Source organism: Kitasatospora sp. NPDC093102 (genome assembly GCF_040683915.1).
In the GTDB taxonomy this organism is placed as follows: Bacteria; Actinomycetota; Actinomycetes; order Streptomycetales; family Streptomycetaceae; genus Kitasatospora.
Genome location: NZ_JBFBFA010000021.1, coordinates 107,546 through 122,753, shown reverse-complemented (window position 1 = coordinate 122,753; position 15,208 = coordinate 107,546). Strand labels below are relative to the sequence as shown.

The window sequence follows — 15,208 nt, the reverse complement described above, 5'->3', positions numbered from 1 at the left end:
GTCACGTTCCAGCCCGACTCGTGGGAGATGATCTGGCTGAACGAGGCCAGCTGGTCCGCCGGCACGATCCGGGCGGCGATGGCCTGCGGGGAGGCATCGGCGGCCGAGGCGACGGCCGGGACCACGGCGGCACCCAGGGCGGTCACACCGGCGGCACCGGCAAGAATCGCGGCAGAGGTACGCATACGGAGCTTGAAAGCGGGCATGGAGAGCAAGACCTCAATCGGGTTGGGCCGAGTCACTCCCCGTTGTGGACCGTGGCCGGACAGGGGCCGAACGGTCGCGGGGGGCGGCTTGGCGGTAGGCCGTTCACCGGCGGGACAGGTGCCGGAGTGGCTCGATGCAGCAATTGTTGCCAGGTGGGGCCGCCCATCGACAAGACCCCCTCGCTACGATCCACCGTCGTAGCCGAAGAGACCGTTACCGATCCGCGAGTCGGGCGCCCGGAGCGCGTCGATCCCCGCCGCTCCTTCCTGGCCTGCGTAAACACCCTCCCATCACTCACCAAATAGTCTCAAAATGGCGCAAAACGGACACCACTATCCGTCGTCGTGCACCGCATTCCCGTGTGAGCGCACTCACCACCCAGGCCCCGGCAACATCACCGACCGGCCCGCCGCCACCACGCTGAGTCAACACCGACCGGCCGCCGTGGAGACCGCCACCACACCCGGCCGGCGCGGGAACGGCGCCGAAGGACTTCCCGCGGCTGCCGGTCCTCCCGGCCGGCACGACGGCAGCCGGGCACCGGCGCGAAGCCGTCGCAGGACCGCGGCCGGCCGCCGCGCTCCAAGGCGGGGTGTGGTGGCAGGGCCGGGGCCTGCCCAGAGGGTGGAATTCCGCCCGCGGTGGACGGCGCGCGCGGCACCGTGGACGGCATGATCCTGCAACCGGAGACCGACGACCCCGCCGCCTACCTCGTAGCGGACGAGGTGATCGACCATCAGCACTCGGAGCTGCGGCGGCTGGCCGCCGGGCTGGCCACGCCGGAAGCGGCGTTCCACCACGTCCGCGACCAGGTGGCGCACTCCGCGGACGCGGGCTCGTACAGCGGGGCGTTCCGCGCCTCCGAGGTGCTGGCCGCGCGCAACGCGATCTGCCACGGCAAGTCCCACCTGCTGGCCGCACTGCTGCGGGCGCAGGGCGTGCCGACCGGCCTGTGCTACCAACGGCTGGAGGACGGCGGGGGCGGATTCGTGCTGCATGCCCTCAACGCCGTGCACCTGGACGGCCGCTGGTCCCGCCTGGACGCCCGGGGCAACCGGGAGGGGGTGGACGCGCAGTACGACCTGAACCGGGAACGGCTGGCCTGGCCGGTCCGACCGGAGCGGGGCGAGCGCGACTACCCCGTGGTCTTCGTCGCACCGCCCGCCCCGCTGGTCCGGGCGCTCGCCCGGGCCGTGCCAGGCCGATTCGGCTACGACTACCTGCCGGCCGAACTTCCGGGTGACGCGTCGGTCAGCCTCGGGTGAAGCGGGCGACCGCCATCCGCCGGCTGTAGCGGCCCGGTGGTCGGAGCGGTCGCTCTCCTTCAGCAGGCGCCGGGCGTGGTCGGCGAGCGGGGTCGGGCAGTACGGAGCTACGGACCCGGCGCTCAGGGGTTGCCGATGGGATTGCCGTTCGGAGACGTGTGTCCGTGCAGGGGCAGGGTCGCCGGATGCGTGCCCAGCCGGATTCCGTAGCGGCGCCGAAGGCGGTTCATCTCCAGCAGGGCTATCCCCGTGACCGTCACCGGCGCGCCCAGGATGAAGACGACGCCCAGAGCGAGGCCGAGGCCGTGCAGGTCGCCGGAGAGCAGGTCCGGGAGCGCCATCAGCCACGTCGTCACGGTGGCGAGCAGTGGCGGCAGACAGCGGTGCACTCCCGCGGTGCCGAAGAAGTTGTCGGACACGCAAAGGCCCCCGGCGCCCACGAACCAGGTGAGCCAGAGCGCCGCCATGAGGCACAGCAGCATACGGAGCGGCGAAGCACCGTTCGCCAGCATCCACGTCAGCACCATCACCACGACCGAACCGACGAAGAGCAGCAGCAGTTTGAGCGAGTTCACCAGCGGGGTGCGCAGCTGGCGGACGGTTCCGGTACGCCGCCACACGTAGAGCATCACACCGATCGTCAGTGGCGTGATCAGCAGGAGGACGAGACTCGCCGTCAGCACCTTCTCCAGCATCCCGTCGAAGGAGAAACCGCCCTCCACGAAGCTGTAGACACCGATCGCCGCGACCGCGCCGCAGATGACCCGGACGCGTTTGAGGGACTCCACGGCGGGATCGACCGACTCGGGCACCCAAGCCGGGTGGAAGACCGCCTTCGCCACGTTCTTGGGATTGCGGAACGACCTCACGGTCAGCCTGTCGCTGAGCCAACGCTCATGCCCGCCGGTCAATTGCCGTCCCCCTGTTTCTCGGCCTGTCAAGATCGCCGGAGAGTCTATGGGAGGGGCGCGGCGCGCGCCGATCTCCTTCTCCCGCCCGGCGGCCGGATGCCGCAGGTCGGGCACCCCATGGCGTTCGAGGTCGAGCGGCATGGGGTTGTGCGTGGTGCGCCCGGGCGGTCGCTTCGTCGTCGTGGGTGCGTGTCCTGGGGCATCCGTGGAGGACGCCGGCAGATCGGCCGCCCGCGCCGGCCGGCGCCAGGTCGGCCGGCGCGGGCGGCGGGTCAGAACTGCCAGGCGGAGTCGTCGGCGATCGCCAGCAGGGCGGCCTCGTCCAGGCCCGCGTCCGGCTGTTCGGCCCACTGCTGGAGCGTCACCGTCCGGCCGTCGGCGCGCTGGAGGCGGACGTACTGGGAGACGCGGCCGTCCTGCCGGGGGGTCAGTGTCACGGCCTCGCCGCGCGCGCCCGAGGGGAGCTCGACCAGGTGGCAGTCGGCCCGCGGGGCGACCTCCTGCGGGCCGGGCACGCCGGGGCGCGGGGTGACCCTGGGCAGGGCGATGGTGGCGCAGAACGGGACCTTCGGCGCGTCGGCCGTGTGGTCGGCGCCGCCGACGAAGTCCACCGGACCGGCCGGGGACTGCCAGGCGACCCGGAAGGTACGGCCCGGGATGTCGCCTGCGCGCACCGTCCTGGCACCGGCCGGGAGCAGGGAGGCCAGGGTGGTTCCCAGGTGGTCGCTGGTCCAGCCGGTGGCACGGCCGCTGCCGGGGCCGAAGGAGTCCGGGCGCAGCGGTTCGGGGGTGGCGTCGGCGGCGCCGGCCAGGGTGAGGGGGCCGGTGAGGGGGTCGGCGGCCGCCATCGGGCTGCCCGGGGTGGGGGTGGTGTCGGTGGGCAGGGTCGCCACCAGGGCGGCCAGGGCGGCGGTGGCGGCCACGGTGGCGCCGGCGCGGGCGGCCAGCCGGGTGCCGCGGCGGCGGCGTCCGGCTGCGACCGCCGCGTCGACGGTGCCGGGGCGCAGGGTCGGTTCGGCGCCGAGTCCGGCTGCGAGGAGGGTGCGCAGTTCGTCCTGCGGGTCGAGGGTGTCGTTGTGGGTCACAGGAGTTCCTTCAGGGGGGTCGGGGCGGCGGCCAGTTCGTCGAACGGGTCGGTGTCGCCGAGCAGGGCGCGCAGTTTGGTGAGGGCGCGGGCGGTGTGGCTCTTGACGGTTCCGGCGGTGCAGCCCAGGGCCTTGGCGGTGTCCGCGATGTCCAGGTCGGCCCAGAACCGCAGGACCACCACGGCCCGTTGACGCGGCGGCAGGGCCGCGAGCGCGGTACGGACCTGGAGGCCGAGCGAGGGGTCGGTGCCCGGGCCGGGCCGGTCGGGCAGCACGGGTGTCGGATCCTCCCGCCGCCAGCGGCGCCGGGTGTGGTCGATGCAGGTCCGGGTCAGCACGCGGTGGGTGTAGGCCTCCAGGTTGGCGATCCGGTGCCGTCTTCCCCACACGGAGTACAGCTTGGTCAGTGCGGTCTGCGTGATGTCCTCGGCATGGTGCCAGTCGCCGCACATCAGGTACGCGGTCCGCCGCAGGTGCGGCAACCGCCCCTCGGCGAAACCGCGGAACTCCTCCAGGTCTGCGCTACGCACAGGGCGTGCCTCCGTTCGTCTCTGCCCACTCGACGGAGCGCACCCGGCGCCGGGATGTCACGGGTGAAGGGAAAATTTCCGCCGATCTCGCGGGGCGGGAAGGTCCGCCGGGTTTCTGATCATCGGATGACATCCTCCGCTGTCCTCCGTTCCGTCGATTCCTCGACAGAACCGGTGAGCGGCCCCGGGATCCGTGGTGCCGCCCGAGCGAGAGGACACCTGTGCGAGGAACCCGCAGGTACGACAGGCATGGGCCAGGGCCAGGGACGGTCCGGCGGTGGCCGGCCGCCGTGCTGGGCGCGGCGCTGGTCGCGACGCTGGCCGCCCCGGCGGGCTGGGCCGCTCCCGGCCCGGCGCCCGCAGGAGAGGCGGGCGGGCCGGCGCCGGGCCGGCCGGTCCAGGTCACCCTGGTCACCGGCGACACGGTCACCGCCCGGGTCGGTGCCGACGGCGCGGTGGCGCTGGCCGGCGTGCGGCCCGGGCCCGGGCGCGAGGACGTGACCTTCCTCCAGCGCTCCGGCGTGCCCGGCTCGCTGAACCTCGTCCCCTCGGACGCGGTCGAGCCGCTGGACTCCGGGCGGCTGGACCCCCGGCTGTTCGACGTCGCCGGGCTGATCGCCCAGGGCTACGACGACGCGCACACCGCCGAACTGCCGCTGATCCTGGGCTCGGAGCACGCCGGCGCCCCGGGCCTGGCCGCGGCCGCGCCGCCGGCCGGCGCCACCGCCGTGCGCGCGCTGGAGAGCGTGCACGGTTCGGCCCTGCGCGCCCCGAAGGCGCGGGCGGGCGAGCTGTGGCAGCTGGTCACGCGACCGGGCGCCGGGCTCGCCGCGGGCGGCGTGGACAAGGTCTGGCTGGACGGCAAGGTCTCCGCGGCGCTCGACCGCTCGACCGCCCAGATCGGCGCCCCGCAGGCCTGGAGTTCCGGCTGGACCGGCAAGGGCGTCAAGGTCGCGGTGCTCGACAGCGGCATCGACCGGGGCCATCCCGACGTGGCCGGCTCCCTCGGCGAGACCTCCGACTTCACCGGGGCCGCCGACGCGCCGGTGAACAGCGACCCGGACGGGCACGGCACCCATGTCGCCTCGATCGTCGCCGGGACCGGGGCCGCCTCCGACGGCCGGTTCAAGGGTGTCGCCCCCGATGCCGAGCTGCTGGTCGGCAGGGTGCTGGACGACGAGGGCAACGGCCAGGAGTCCTGGGTGCTCCAGGGCATGGAGTGGGCCGCGGCCCGGGCTCCGATCGTCAACATGAGCCTCACCGGCGCCCCGACCGACGGCACCGACCCGATGGCCCAGGCCGTCAACACGCTCTCCGCCCGCTACGGCACCCTGTTCGTCGCCGCCGCCGGCAACAGCGGTCGCGCCGGCACCGTCGGCACCCCCGGGTCGGCCGACGCCGCGCTGACGGTGGGCTCCGTCGACCGGGACGGCGCGCTCGCCAGCTCGTCCAGCCGGGGTCCGCGCGTCGGCGACCAGGCCGTCAAGCCGGACCTCACCGCGCCGGGCGTCGGCATCGTCGCCGCCCGGGCCGCCGGGACGAACGGGCAGGAGCCGGTCGGCGACCGGTACACGGCCATCTCCGGCACCTCGATGGCGGCCCCGCACGTGGCCGGGGCCGCAGCCCTGCTCGCCCAGCAGCACCCGCAGTGGAAGGGCCCGCAGCTCAAGGCCGCGCTCACCTCCTCAGCGGCGCCGGCCGCCGGCCAGGGCGCGTACGAGCAGGGCGCCGGGCGCGTCGACCTCGCCCGGGCCACCGCCCAGGAGGTGTACGCCACCGCCGAGGGCACCGGGATCCACCTTCAGGGCCCGCCCGGCGGCGGGCCGCTCACCCGGACGGTCGAGTACCACAACGACGGCGAGGCACCGGTCACGCTGGAGCTGGCCGCCGAGACCACTGCGGCGGCCGGTGCGTTCACCGTCTCCCCCGCCCGCCTGACGGTCGCGCCGGGCGCCTCCGCGTCGGCCACCGTGACCGTCGATCCGGCCCGCGTCCCCTCGGGGGCGTCGCTGACCGGGCGGGTGCGCGCGAGCGGACCCGGCGGAGCCGCCGTCACCACCGCCTACGCCCTCACCCGCGAGGCCGTGCGGCACGACATCACCGTGACGGCCGTCGACCGCAACGGGGCGCCGCTGGGGCCGAGCACCTGGAACGCCTGGTCGATGATCAGCCTGGTCAACCTGGACACCCGCGACGCCTACCAGCTGCAGTTCACCGCCGGCACCGCCACCGCGCGCGTGCCCGAGGGCCGCTACAACCTCGGCGGGCAGCTGGCCACCCCCGGCTCGGGCACCGCGAGCGCCACCTTGACCCTGTTCCTGCAGCCCGAGCTGGAGCTGCGCGGCGACACCCGGCTCGCCGTCGACGCCCGCGAGGGCCGGCAGCTGACCGTCACCGTCCCCGGCCGCGCCACCACCGGCTGGTCGCTGTCCGCGGGCTACTGCTACCGCACCGCCGGAAGCCCCGCCGAAGGCGACTGCGCGGGCTCGGCCACGGTCCTGGCCCGGCCCGGCAACCTGTACGTCGTCCCCACCGCCCGGCCCGTCGCCGGCCGGCTCGACTTCGTCACGCAGAGCCTCCAGGTGGGCCCGGCCACGCAGAACGGACGGCTGCCGGACCGCTACGACCTGCTGGTGCACACCACCGGCCGGCTGCCCGACCCGGCCCTGACCGTCGAGGCCGGCGAACTCGCCACGCTCAACACCCGCTACTTCGCCCAGGGCCCGGGCACCGCGGGCGAGTTCAGCAGCTTCGCGTCCGCCGGCGGCCTCGGCGCCCTCACCATCGGCCAGCCCTCCTTCGCGCTGCCGGCCACCCGCACCGAGTACTTCACCGTCAAGGACCAGCTCCGCGAGACGTTCTTCAGTCAGGCCGTCGGCCCCGGCGGCGAGATGGTCCACCCCGCCGCCATCGGCCAGGTCGGCACGGTGCGCTGCGCCGCCGGCGCGACCTGCGCGGAACGCTGGAACGCCGCCGTCATCGGCCCGGGCCTGGCACCGGGCCAGGGCGGCACGGCCACCATGGCCCGCACCGGCGACGGCTACCTCACCCTGGCCCCGCAGCTGTTCAGCGACGCCTCCCCCGGCCACTTCGGCTCCCCGTGGCCGCTGCGGCTGGACGACACCGTCCACCTCGAACTGGAACGCGACGGGCGGCACGTCGCCGGCAGCGACCGGGAGCAGGCCCGCTTCGCCGTCCCGGCCGCCGACGCCGCCTACCGGCTGACCGCCAAGGCCGTACGGGCCGAACCCTGGGCGTCGCTGTCCGGCACCGTCGAGGCCATCTGGACCTTCCGCTCGGCCGCCGTCGCCCCCGGGCCCGACGGCCGGGCCGGCAGCACGGCGCTGCCGCTCGACACCGTCCGCTTCACCGCCCCCGTCGACCCGGACAACCAGGCGCCGCGACGGCAGCACACCCTGCTCGCCACCGTCGAACGGCAGAGCGGCGCCCCGGCCTCGGCCACCGCGAGCGTGAGCGTGCGGGTCTCCTTCGACGACGGCGCCACCTGGCGGGACGCCCCGGTCACCTCCGGCGACGGCGGCTACCGCGTCACCGTCGACCCGCCGCCGGGCGCCGGCGGCTTCGTCTCGCTCAAGGCCACCGCACGCGCCGCCGACGGCTCCACCGTCGAGCAGACCGTGCTGCGCGCCTACCGCCTGACACCCTGACGGTCCGCCGGTGGCCCGCGGGTGATCCGCGGGCCACCGGCGAGGCCTTGGGTTCCAGGGATCGATGTGCATCCAGGTGTCCAGTCGGTGGGCAGGGTGGCGGCACCGCAGCGCACGAGTACGCCGGCCGCCTACACGGTCCTCCTGGCGGGGTACGACACGGCGGCGGCAGCGGCGCGGAGTCCCAGGGCAGGGCTGGACAGGACCGGGATGGCGGTCGTGGTCCGATGCGCGGCGTCTGCCATGGACGCCTGCGCGAGGACGATGGCGTCCGCGTCGTCGACGGCCTCGACAGCGGCGGCGATCGTGGTCAGATAGCCGGCCTGGTCGCCGCTTTCGAACCGGTCCCAGGCACCGTCGACCACCGTGGCCGTCACCGTGACCGGCCGGCCGGACCGGGCGGCCTCCTCCTCGATGAGGGCCACCGTCGGGCCCACGGTGCCGGCCAGTGCGGCCATCACGACGATGCGTGTCGTGGTCCGGTCCCCGGCGGGTGCAACGGCGACGGCGGCTGCCGCCATCGGACGGTCGACGCGCGACACGGGCACTCCCAGCACCGCGGCCCGGCTCTCCGCGACACCGCCGATCGTCGAGCAGGTGCACAACACCGCTGCGGCCCCCGCGGCGACCGTCGAAGCAAGTGCCCGGTCGATGTCCCCCGCGACGGCGTCGGGCCCGTCGGCCCGGGCCCTGGCCAGCAGTTCCTCGGACACGATGTGCCGCAGGGGCAGGCCGGGGTGGTCGCGGTCGCGGAGCGCGTCGAAGACCGGGACGTGAACGGACGATGTGTGGAGCAGCGCCAGCATGTGCGCGATGCTAGGGCCCGTCTTCAAACCCCCGCCTGCGGGGGTTTGAAGACGGACCCTAGCGGCCGCGGTCGGGGGCGGGGTTCCGCCGCCGGGAAGGCGCGGCTTTCCCGGGTGGTCGACACCGCGGAGCCGGGGCCCGTTTCCGCGTGACGGGCAGGCCTCAGCCCTTGAGGGCCTCGGCGATCTGCAGGGCGGCCTGGGCGGGCGTGAGGTGCGTGGTGTCGACGACCTCGGCCTCGCCGTGCAGCCACGTGCGGGCCGCCTCGGCGTAGGGCTCAAGGTATGCGAGACGAAATGGCGAGGGGCCGAGAAGAGTGTCCCCCTCGATGCGCCCGCGGAGGGTTTCCTGGTCGGCGTGGAGGACGAAGTGCCGTACCGGAATGGCATGTTGGGCGAGGCCCGTGCTGATCTCACGCCAGTACTGCTCGACCAGGACGGTCATGGGCATCACCAGAGTGCCGCCGGTGTAGTCGAGTACGCGGCGAGCGGTCTCGACCACGAGCTGCCGCCACGGCGGCCAGTGCTGGAAGTTGTCCGTCGCGGGCAGCCCTGGCGTGATGTCCATGAGTGTCTCGCCGACCTTCTCGGCGTCGAACACCCGTGAATCCGGGATCAGTTGCTGCACGAGCACGCTGGTCGTCGTCTTGCCTGCACCGTGGGTGCCGTTGAGCCATACGATCATGGGACCCAACGCTAACGCTGTGCGGGCTCCGGGAACGGGCACGGCAGAAATCCGGTACGACGCCGGTAGGGCCTGCGGCATGGCGTCCGCGCTCGGGCCGGTCCGTACGGCGGGACGGCGCCACCCGGATCGTCTGCATCCCGGTGGCGCTCCTGGCGTTCGCCGTGGCGGCCGCGGGGCTCAGTGCCGACGGGCGTCGGCGAGCCGGGTGTCGGCGGGGGCGGTCGGGGCGGCGCCGAGCCACCAGGTGGGGTCGGCGCTGCCGTCGGTGGTGCGGCCGTCGCGGTGGACGTAGTGGCGCACGTCCCGTCCGGGGTCGGGGCGGTGGTGACCGTCCCAGGCGTCGGCGCACACGGAGCGGACCACCGGTCGGACCCCGCTCGGTGAAGCCCGGCGGGGGTGGGCGGGTGGCGCCCTTGCGAGCACCGCCGGCCGCCGCCCGGGCTCAGGGGGCGGCGAACCGCCCGGGGAAGGCCGGGGCCAGCCACGGTCGGCGGCCCCAGGCGAGCACCTTGCCGCGGACGAGGGCGCCGGTGGCGGTGCAGCGGCCCAGCGCGAGGAGGAGGAACGTCACCGGCTCGACGAGGATCGTGCAGTCCGGGCTGCGCGGCGGCTCCTGACTCACCACGACGGCACCGTCCGTGAAGGTCACCGCGAACCCGCCCAGGCCTCGGACCCGCAGCCGGTAGCAGGCGCTGTGGCCGGCCGCGGTCCGGGCGTCCGCCACCCGGGGCATGGCCGTTCGCAGGAACGGCATCGTCAGTTCGACACGCTGCCGGTCGATCGGGTGCGGCCGGCCGAGGGCGACGGCGATGTCGTAGAGGTGGCCCAGCATGTGGGTCAGCAGGTAGGCGCCGAGGGTGTCCAGGTCCATCCGGCCGAGCGGGGTCAGCACCGGCTCGGTGCCCGCGCGCGGACCGGCCGCCGCCGCGAACTCCCGTGCCTGCCGGGCGATCTCCTCCGCGAGCACGGCCGGGTCCCGCTCGGGCCGCTCGGCCAGCGAGGCCGCGTTCGCCGCGGCCAGCGACCCCGGGGTGCCGTCCCCGTACGGCCGTTCCTCGCCGGCGGCCAGTGCGGTCATCAGCTCGTTGGCCATCGCCAGGTGGGCGGCCGCCTCGGCGACCGTCCACTCGGAGCCGGGAATCCGGGTGCCGCCGCGGCAGTCGGCGAGCAGGACGACGGCCTCGTCGCCGACCGCGGTGACCGCCTCGAAGAGCGCGGTGCGCGCGGCAGCGGGAGAGTGCTGGGGGAACGTCATGGTGGTGAAGACTGGACGACTCCCGCACCGCTGTCCAGATCCGCGGCGCGGACGGGCAAGGACGCGGTGCGGAGCCCGGAGGCGGGCCTTCGGCGGCACGGTCGGCGCATCCCCGCTCCGGCTGGCAACCCGAACCGCCTCCCACCGCGTCGAGGTGCCGTGAGAGGAAGAACGAGACAGCGGCCCGGGCGGCCGCCACGGCAGACGGGAACGGCACGGGCACCATGGCGGGGACGGCAGGATGACGAACGCGATACCGCCGGACTTCGAGGAGTTCGTCGCCGCCTGCGGGCCGAAGCTCCTGCGGGTGGCCTGGCTGCTGACCGGCGACCCGCACCAGGCCGAGGACCTGCTGCAGACGGCGCTCGCCAAGGTCTGGCCCCAGTGGACGCGCATCGCCCCCAACCGGCCCGAAGCGTACCTGCGGAAGGTCCTGGTGAACTGCCACATCTCCTGGTGGCGGCGCCGCTGGACCGGGGAACTGCCGCACGGCGAGCTGCCGGAGCCGCCGACGGGCACCGACCCGTTCGACGGGGTGGTGCTCGGCCAGGTGGTCGCCGAGGCCGTGCGGTCGCTGCCGCCACGTCAGCGGGCCGTGGTGGTGCTCCGCTTCTTCGAGGACCTCAGCGTCGAGGAGACCGCCGAAGTGCTGCGCTGCAGCACGGGCACCGTCAAGAGCCAGACGCACCGGGCGCTCACCGCCCTGCGGGGCCGGCTGCCGGTCCGCGAACTCCTGCTGGACGGGGGACCTCGTGAGTGGAACTGACCTGTTCGACCCGCACGGGCCGGCCGACGACGGGCACGACGAGGAGGAACTGCGGATCCTGCTCCACCAGGCCGTCCCGGCCCTGACCTCGCCGGACGACCGGATGGAACGCGTCCTCGCCCGCGTCGACCGGGCCAGGCGCCGGCGGCGGGTGGCCGGGCTCGCGGCCGGGCTGACCGCCGGCCTCACCGCCGCCGTGCTGGCCGCCGCGCCCGCGCTCGCGCCCGCACCCGTGCGAGGAGCCGGGCTGGGGCCGGCCGGCTCCGTGTCCGCCCCGGCCCGGGCGGTGTCGGCCCAGCCGTCTCCGTTGCCGCCGTCGTCGCCGCCGGGAAGACCGCCCGGGACGTCGATCTTCTTCCCGCTGTTCCCGGAGATGGTCGTCGATGCGCCGGCGAACTGGCACACCCTGGCCGCGGTGACCACCGACCCTCAGGAGCGGTTCGGCTACCTCGGCACCCAACCACTCGCGGCGGGACCGTCGTGCACGGCGGATCCCGCCCGATGCCCGCTCCCCGCACGGCTGCTCACCGGCGGCGCCGTCCTCACCTTCCGGGTGGTGGACGACCAGGGGCCGGCCGCCGAGCTCGGCGCGTCCCCGCCCGGACTCACCGACACGGGGGTCGACAAGGACTGCACGTCGCTCGGCGGCAGCCGCAGGCTGACCGGCCTGCGCAGCATCGACCGCGGCGCCCGGGCAGCTCTGGTCGAGATGACGGCCTGCCTGCGGCAGCCGTCCGAGCCGACGCTGCGGCAGGTGCAGCAGGTCTTCGACTCCATCCGGTCCGCCCCGGCGGGCAGCCGGTCGTCGGGCGCCGTGAGCCCGGCGGCGGCACCGTAGGGACCGCGTCGCCGGCGCCTCGGGTGGTCCGGCCGTATGCGCGGGCCCGCCGGCGGCTCGGCGGCAGGCTGTCCGCCCATGGCCGAGCCGCGGTCCGTCCCCTTCGACGGACCGCGGCGCAGCGGCTTCACCGGGTGTCAGGGCACCTGGGTCGCACGGGCTGCCGGAGTGCCGGGACGGCCGGCGGTTCCCGGCCGGTCTGGGCGGTGCGGCCCTGGAGGCAGCGGTGGCTGACTCCGTTGCAGGTCACGACGTCGCCCGCCTGGTGGGTGGCGAAGTACCGCCCGGCGGCGTCCTTGACCACGGTCACCGTGGACGGCACCGACGGCAGCGATCGCGACCGCTTCACCCGTGCGTCGCCGGTCCTCGGCAGGCGCAGCTTCCCGCCGCCGGTGATTCTCCACCCGGCATCGGCGGTGAGGCGGATCGCCTGCCGGTTGTCCCTGCGGGACTTGAACCGGGGCGCTCCCGTCTTCGGCCGCTTGTCCTTGTCAGCTGGGAGGGCCGGTCCAGATGACGTTCTTGCGCTGGCGCCCGGTGCCGTAGGTGAAGTCGACGGAGAACCGGTCGGCCGCGCTGTTCGGCAGGGCGTACGCGTACACGCCGGTGGCCTCCTGGCCCGGGGCCAGCGAGCCGGTGAGGAGTTTCAGCCGTTCGCTTCCGTCGATCAGCGAGAAAACGAGGTTGCCCTTGGCGTCCCTGACGATGGGCAGCCCCGATCCGTAGAGCGAGAGCTCCTGCGATCCGGTGTTGACGACGGTGATCTTCACCTGGATGATCTCGGCGTCCTTGGGGGGCTCGAACACGGTCCGGAGCGGGGAGTACGGCTCCGGCGCGGCCGTCGTGACCTTCAGCCCGTCCTCGTACGTGTAGGACTGGCCGAACGGCAGGCGCCGGGCCCTCTCGTCCGCGGCCGCCTTCTCCTGCTCGGCCTCGATCCTCTTCCGCTCGGCCTCGATCCGCTCCCTCTCCTTCGCCGCCCGTGCCTCGGCGGCCTTGGTCGCGGCCTCGGAGCGGGCGCGCGCGGCGTCCGCCTCCGCCCGCCGCTCCTCGTCGACCGCATGCACCTGTGCCACGACGAGCACCCCGGCGCCGACCGAGACCAGCAGGCCGGTGACACCCAGGATCACGCCCGCCAGGGCCATCGCCCGGTTGGTCGCCAGGCCCTTGCGCACGTAGCCCAGGCCGATGGCGCCGAAGACCACGGCGAGCAGGGCCGGCAGCCAGGACATCCAGAACAGGATGACGGCCAGGCCGAGGACGACACCGACGATCCCGAGGACCATGGCCGCGATGCCCAGGCCGTTGCGGGGCTGCGGCGCCGGTATCGGGTACGGCGGCCAGTACGGCACACCGGGGGCGGGCGCCCCGGCGGGGCCGGGGCCGGGGGCAGTGGCGGGGGCGGGGACCGCGGCCTCGCCCTGCCCCGGGTCCAGCGGCGCCCACGGGTTGGTGCCGGCCGGCTCCTCGGCGGGCTGCGGGCTGCCGTCGGGCGGGACGGGAACGGTCATACGGGATCCTTCGAGAACGTCGAGACGATGAGCTGCCGTCCGCCCCGCGGGCGAGGTCCTTGCCGGGTCCTCGTGCTCCCTTTTCCGGCTCCCCGGCGGCAGTGGCCCGGCCTGCGCGAAACGGCCACCACTGCGGACCGGACCCGCGCGTCAACCCCCTGGGACGGGACACCGACAGGGCCGGCGAGTGATCAACATACAGGTGCCCGGCGCCGGCCCCGACGCCGCGGTCCCGAGGCGGCTCCGGTCGTCAGCCGCCCGGAAGCTCCGGACTGAACCAGGTGCGCCTGCCGCACCCCGGCCTCGCGCAGCTCGTCCGCCACGATGCGCAGGGCGGTGCGGGCCAGGTGCGGGAAGATCAGGCCCTTGCAGTCCGTCCACACGCAGGGGACCGAGGTCCTCGCGGACACCGCCCTCACCCGGCCCGGCTGGACACCCCGCCCCTGAGGACGCGGAGTCGGCCGCCGGTTCGCGGCGGCCGCGGCCTGCCCGGCGGCTTCACCCAGGGCAGAACGCCGTGCTCTTCCCCCGGGGCCCCGGGTCCCTAGGCTGAGGGGGTGAGCACTCATGCGCAGAACGAAGCCCGCGTCATCCCCCTGCGTCCGCAGGCCTCGCCGCCCGCATCCGACGGTGCGTCCCGTCCTCCGCAGCGGCCGACGGGGGCCCCGCAGGCACCCGCGCGGAGGGAGCCGCTGTGGCGCGACGTCGTCGGCGATGTGCTGCGGCGCGAGCGGCTCGCCCAGGAGCGCACGCTGAAGGACGTCGCGGAGGCGGCCCGGATCTCGATGCCGTACCTGTCGGAGCTGGAGCGCGGACGCAAGGAGGCCTCCTCCGAGGTGCTCGCGGCGGCCGCCCGGGCGCTGGGCCTCGGCCTCGGGGACCTGCTCTCGCTCGCCCAGGACGGGCTGGCCCGGTCCGCCCCGAGCCGGGTGGGCCAGGGCCGGGCTCTGGTGGGCCGGGGACGCACGTCGCCCACGGGGCGGTACGACGGCCTCTGCCTCGCCGCCTGACCGGACCGGACCAGTGGCCGGGTACGGCGGGGGCACGCCCTCGTCGTACCCGGCCGCGCGCCGGTCAGGCGAACGCGAGCCGCCGGCTCAGCACCTCGTCGGCGATCCCGTAGGCGACGGCCTCCTCGGCGGTGAGCACCTTGTCCCGGTCCATGTCCGCGCGCAGCGTCGCCGCGTCGTGGTGCGTGTGCCGGGAGAGGACCTCCTCCACCTGCGAGCGGATGCGGACCATCTCCTTGGCCGCGAGGCTGAGGTCGGAGACCGTCCCCTGCCGGCCGCCGCTGGCCGGCTGGCCGAGCAGCACCCGTGCGTGCTGGAGCACGAACCGTCGCCCGGGGTCTCCGCCGGCCAGCAGCACCGCCGCCGTCGACGCCGCCTGGCCGACGCAGAAGGTGGAGATCGGCGCCTGCACGAAGGTCATCGTGTCGTAGATCGCCATCAGTGAAGTGAACGATCCGCCGGGCGAGTTGAGGTAGATCGAGATCTCCCGTTCCGGGTTCTCCGCCTCCAGGTGCAGGAGTTGGGCGATGACCACGTTGGCGACCGAGTCGTCGATCTCGGTGCCGAGGAAGATGATCCGCTCGTTCAGCAGCCGGCTGAAGACGTCGTAGGACCGCTCGCCCTGCGCGGTCCGCTCGATGACGTAGGGAACCGTGTACGAGCCCATG

15 protein-coding genes and 1 pseudogene are annotated in these 15,208 nt (G+C 74.6%); 5 read left to right on the top strand and 11 right to left on the bottom strand.

The window, feature by feature from the left end; translation table 11 throughout:
- Positions 1-185 (bottom strand): annotated as a pseudogene (locus AB0O11_RS24790) (lytic transglycosylase domain-containing protein); the annotation flags it as partial.
- 693 nt (positions 186-878) lie between these two features.
- Between AB0O11_RS24790 and AB0O11_RS24785 the strand changes: the two are divergent.
- Positions 879-1,472 carry a transglutaminase-like domain-containing protein gene (locus AB0O11_RS24785; RefSeq protein ID WP_363390955.1) on the top strand — a complete coding sequence of 198 codons (594 nt, stop codon included), beginning with the start codon at positions 879-881 and terminating at the stop codon, positions 1,470-1,472.
- A gap of 122 nt (positions 1,473-1,594) precedes the next feature.
- Here AB0O11_RS24785 and AB0O11_RS24780 read toward each other — a convergent pair whose 3' ends face one another.
- The 3 genes from AB0O11_RS24780 to AB0O11_RS24770 all read right to left on the bottom strand — a co-directional run bounded on the left by AB0O11_RS24780 (position 1,595) and on the right by AB0O11_RS24770 (position 3,998).
- Positions 1,595-2,524 (bottom strand): hypothetical protein, encoded by a 930-nt coding sequence (locus AB0O11_RS24780; RefSeq protein ID WP_363390952.1) that lies wholly within the window; start codon positions 2,522-2,524, stop codon positions 1,595-1,597.
- A 131-nt stretch (positions 2,525-2,655) separates the two neighbouring features.
- The gene (locus AB0O11_RS24775; protein WP_363390949.1) at positions 2,656-3,468 is read right to left on the bottom strand and encodes a hypothetical protein; all 813 of its coding nucleotides are present in this window, start codon (positions 3,466-3,468) and stop codon (positions 2,656-2,658) included.
- Positions 3,465-3,998, bottom strand: coding sequence for a SigE family RNA polymerase sigma factor (locus AB0O11_RS24770; RefSeq protein WP_363390946.1), 534 nt, complete (start codon positions 3,996-3,998; stop codon positions 3,465-3,467). Before AB0O11_RS24770 ends, AB0O11_RS24775 begins: the two co-directional genes overlap by 4 nt.
- A gap of 290 nt (positions 3,999-4,288) precedes the next feature.
- Here AB0O11_RS24770 and AB0O11_RS24765 point away from each other — a divergent pair, with 290 nt between their 5' ends.
- The gene (locus AB0O11_RS24765; protein ID WP_363390943.1) at positions 4,289-7,666 is read left to right on the top strand and encodes a S8 family serine peptidase; all 3,378 of its coding nucleotides are present in this window, start codon (positions 4,289-4,291) and stop codon (positions 7,664-7,666) included.
- A gap of 131 nt (positions 7,667-7,797) precedes the next feature.
- Here the strand turns inward: AB0O11_RS24765 and AB0O11_RS24760 are convergent, their stop codons facing one another.
- The 4 genes from AB0O11_RS24760 to AB0O11_RS24745 all read right to left on the bottom strand — a co-directional run bounded on the left by AB0O11_RS24760 (position 7,798) and on the right by AB0O11_RS24745 (position 10,415).
- Complete coding sequence (locus AB0O11_RS24760; protein ID WP_363390940.1) at positions 7,798-8,472, bottom strand: arylsulfatase; 675 nt, start codon at positions 8,470-8,472, stop codon at positions 7,798-7,800.
- 163 nt (positions 8,473-8,635) lie between these two features.
- Positions 8,636-9,157 carry an AAA family ATPase gene (locus AB0O11_RS24755; protein WP_363390937.1) on the bottom strand — a complete coding sequence of 174 codons (522 nt, stop codon included), beginning with the start codon at positions 9,155-9,157 and terminating at the stop codon, positions 8,636-8,638.
- Between the two features lie 180 nt (positions 9,158-9,337).
- Positions 9,338-9,523: a hypothetical protein gene (locus tag AB0O11_RS24750; protein WP_363390934.1), complete on the bottom strand. Its 186-nt coding sequence runs from the start codon at positions 9,521-9,523 to the stop codon at positions 9,338-9,340.
- Positions 9,524-9,602: 79 nt separating this feature from the next.
- Positions 9,603-10,415 carry a maleylpyruvate isomerase family mycothiol-dependent enzyme gene (locus AB0O11_RS24745; protein ID WP_363390931.1) on the bottom strand — a complete coding sequence of 271 codons (813 nt, stop codon included), beginning with the start codon at positions 10,413-10,415 and terminating at the stop codon, positions 9,603-9,605.
- 241 nt (positions 10,416-10,656) lie between these two features.
- On the opposite strand from AB0O11_RS24745, the gene AB0O11_RS24740 reads away from it, so the two are divergent.
- Positions 10,657-11,181 (top strand): SigE family RNA polymerase sigma factor, encoded by a 525-nt coding sequence (locus tag AB0O11_RS24740; protein WP_363390928.1) that lies wholly within the window; start codon positions 10,657-10,659, stop codon positions 11,179-11,181.
- Entirely contained in the window at positions 11,168-12,019 is an 852-nt protein-coding gene (locus AB0O11_RS24735) for a hypothetical protein (RefSeq protein ID WP_363390925.1), read from the top strand. The genes AB0O11_RS24740 and AB0O11_RS24735 overlap by 14 nt, the downstream gene beginning before the upstream one ends.
- Positions 12,020-12,146: 127 nt before the next feature.
- Here AB0O11_RS24735 and AB0O11_RS24730 read toward each other — a convergent pair whose 3' ends face one another.
- Positions 12,147-12,368, bottom strand: coding sequence for a carbohydrate-binding protein (locus AB0O11_RS24730; protein ID WP_363390922.1), 222 nt, complete (start codon positions 12,366-12,368; stop codon positions 12,147-12,149).
- A 142-nt stretch (positions 12,369-12,510) separates the two neighbouring features.
- A complete protein-coding gene (locus AB0O11_RS24725; RefSeq protein WP_363390919.1) occupies positions 12,511-13,530 on the bottom strand; it encodes a DUF4190 domain-containing protein in 1,020 nt (339 codons plus the stop codon).
- Between the two features lie 557 nt (positions 13,531-14,087).
- Between AB0O11_RS24725 and AB0O11_RS24720 the strand changes: the two genes are divergently transcribed.
- Positions 14,088-14,540, top strand: coding sequence for a helix-turn-helix transcriptional regulator (locus AB0O11_RS24720; RefSeq protein ID WP_363390916.1), 453 nt, complete (start codon positions 14,088-14,090; stop codon positions 14,538-14,540).
- Between the two features lie 64 nt (positions 14,541-14,604).
- Here AB0O11_RS24720 and AB0O11_RS24715 read toward each other — a convergent pair whose 3' ends face one another.
- Positions 14,605-15,207: an ATP-dependent Clp protease proteolytic subunit gene (locus tag AB0O11_RS24715; RefSeq protein WP_363390913.1), complete on the bottom strand. Its 603-nt coding sequence runs from the start codon at positions 15,205-15,207 to the stop codon at positions 14,605-14,607.
- Between the last annotated feature and the right edge of the window lies 1 nt (position 15,208).

Bases quoted from the DNA above. Each gene is read 5' to 3' on its own strand.
- AB0O11_RS24785 (WP_363390955.1), top strand. From the start codon at position 879: ATGATCCTGCAACCGGAGACCGACGACCCCGCCGCCTACCTCGTAGCG.
- AB0O11_RS24780 (WP_363390952.1), bottom strand. From the start codon at position 2,524: ATGCCGCTCGACCTCGAACGCCATGGGGTGCCCGACCTGCGGCATCCG.
- AB0O11_RS24760 (WP_363390940.1), bottom strand. From the start codon at position 8,472: ATGCTGGCGCTGCTCCACACATCGTCCGTTCACGTCCCGGTCTTCGAC.
- AB0O11_RS24755 (WP_363390937.1), bottom strand. From the start codon at position 9,157: ATGATCGTATGGCTCAACGGCACCCACGGTGCAGGCAAGACGACGACC.
- AB0O11_RS24745 (WP_363390931.1), bottom strand. From the start codon at position 10,415: ATGACGTTCCCCCAGCACTCTCCCGCTGCCGCGCGCACCGCGCTCTTC.
- AB0O11_RS24740 (WP_363390928.1), top strand. From the start codon at position 10,657: ATGACGAACGCGATACCGCCGGACTTCGAGGAGTTCGTCGCCGCCTGC.
- AB0O11_RS24725 (WP_363390919.1), bottom strand. From the start codon at position 13,530: ATGACCGTTCCCGTCCCGCCCGACGGCAGCCCGCAGCCCGCCGAGGAG.
- AB0O11_RS24715 (WP_363390913.1), bottom strand. From the start codon at position 15,207: ATGGGCTCGTACACGGTTCCCTACGTCATCGAGCGGACCGCGCAGGGC.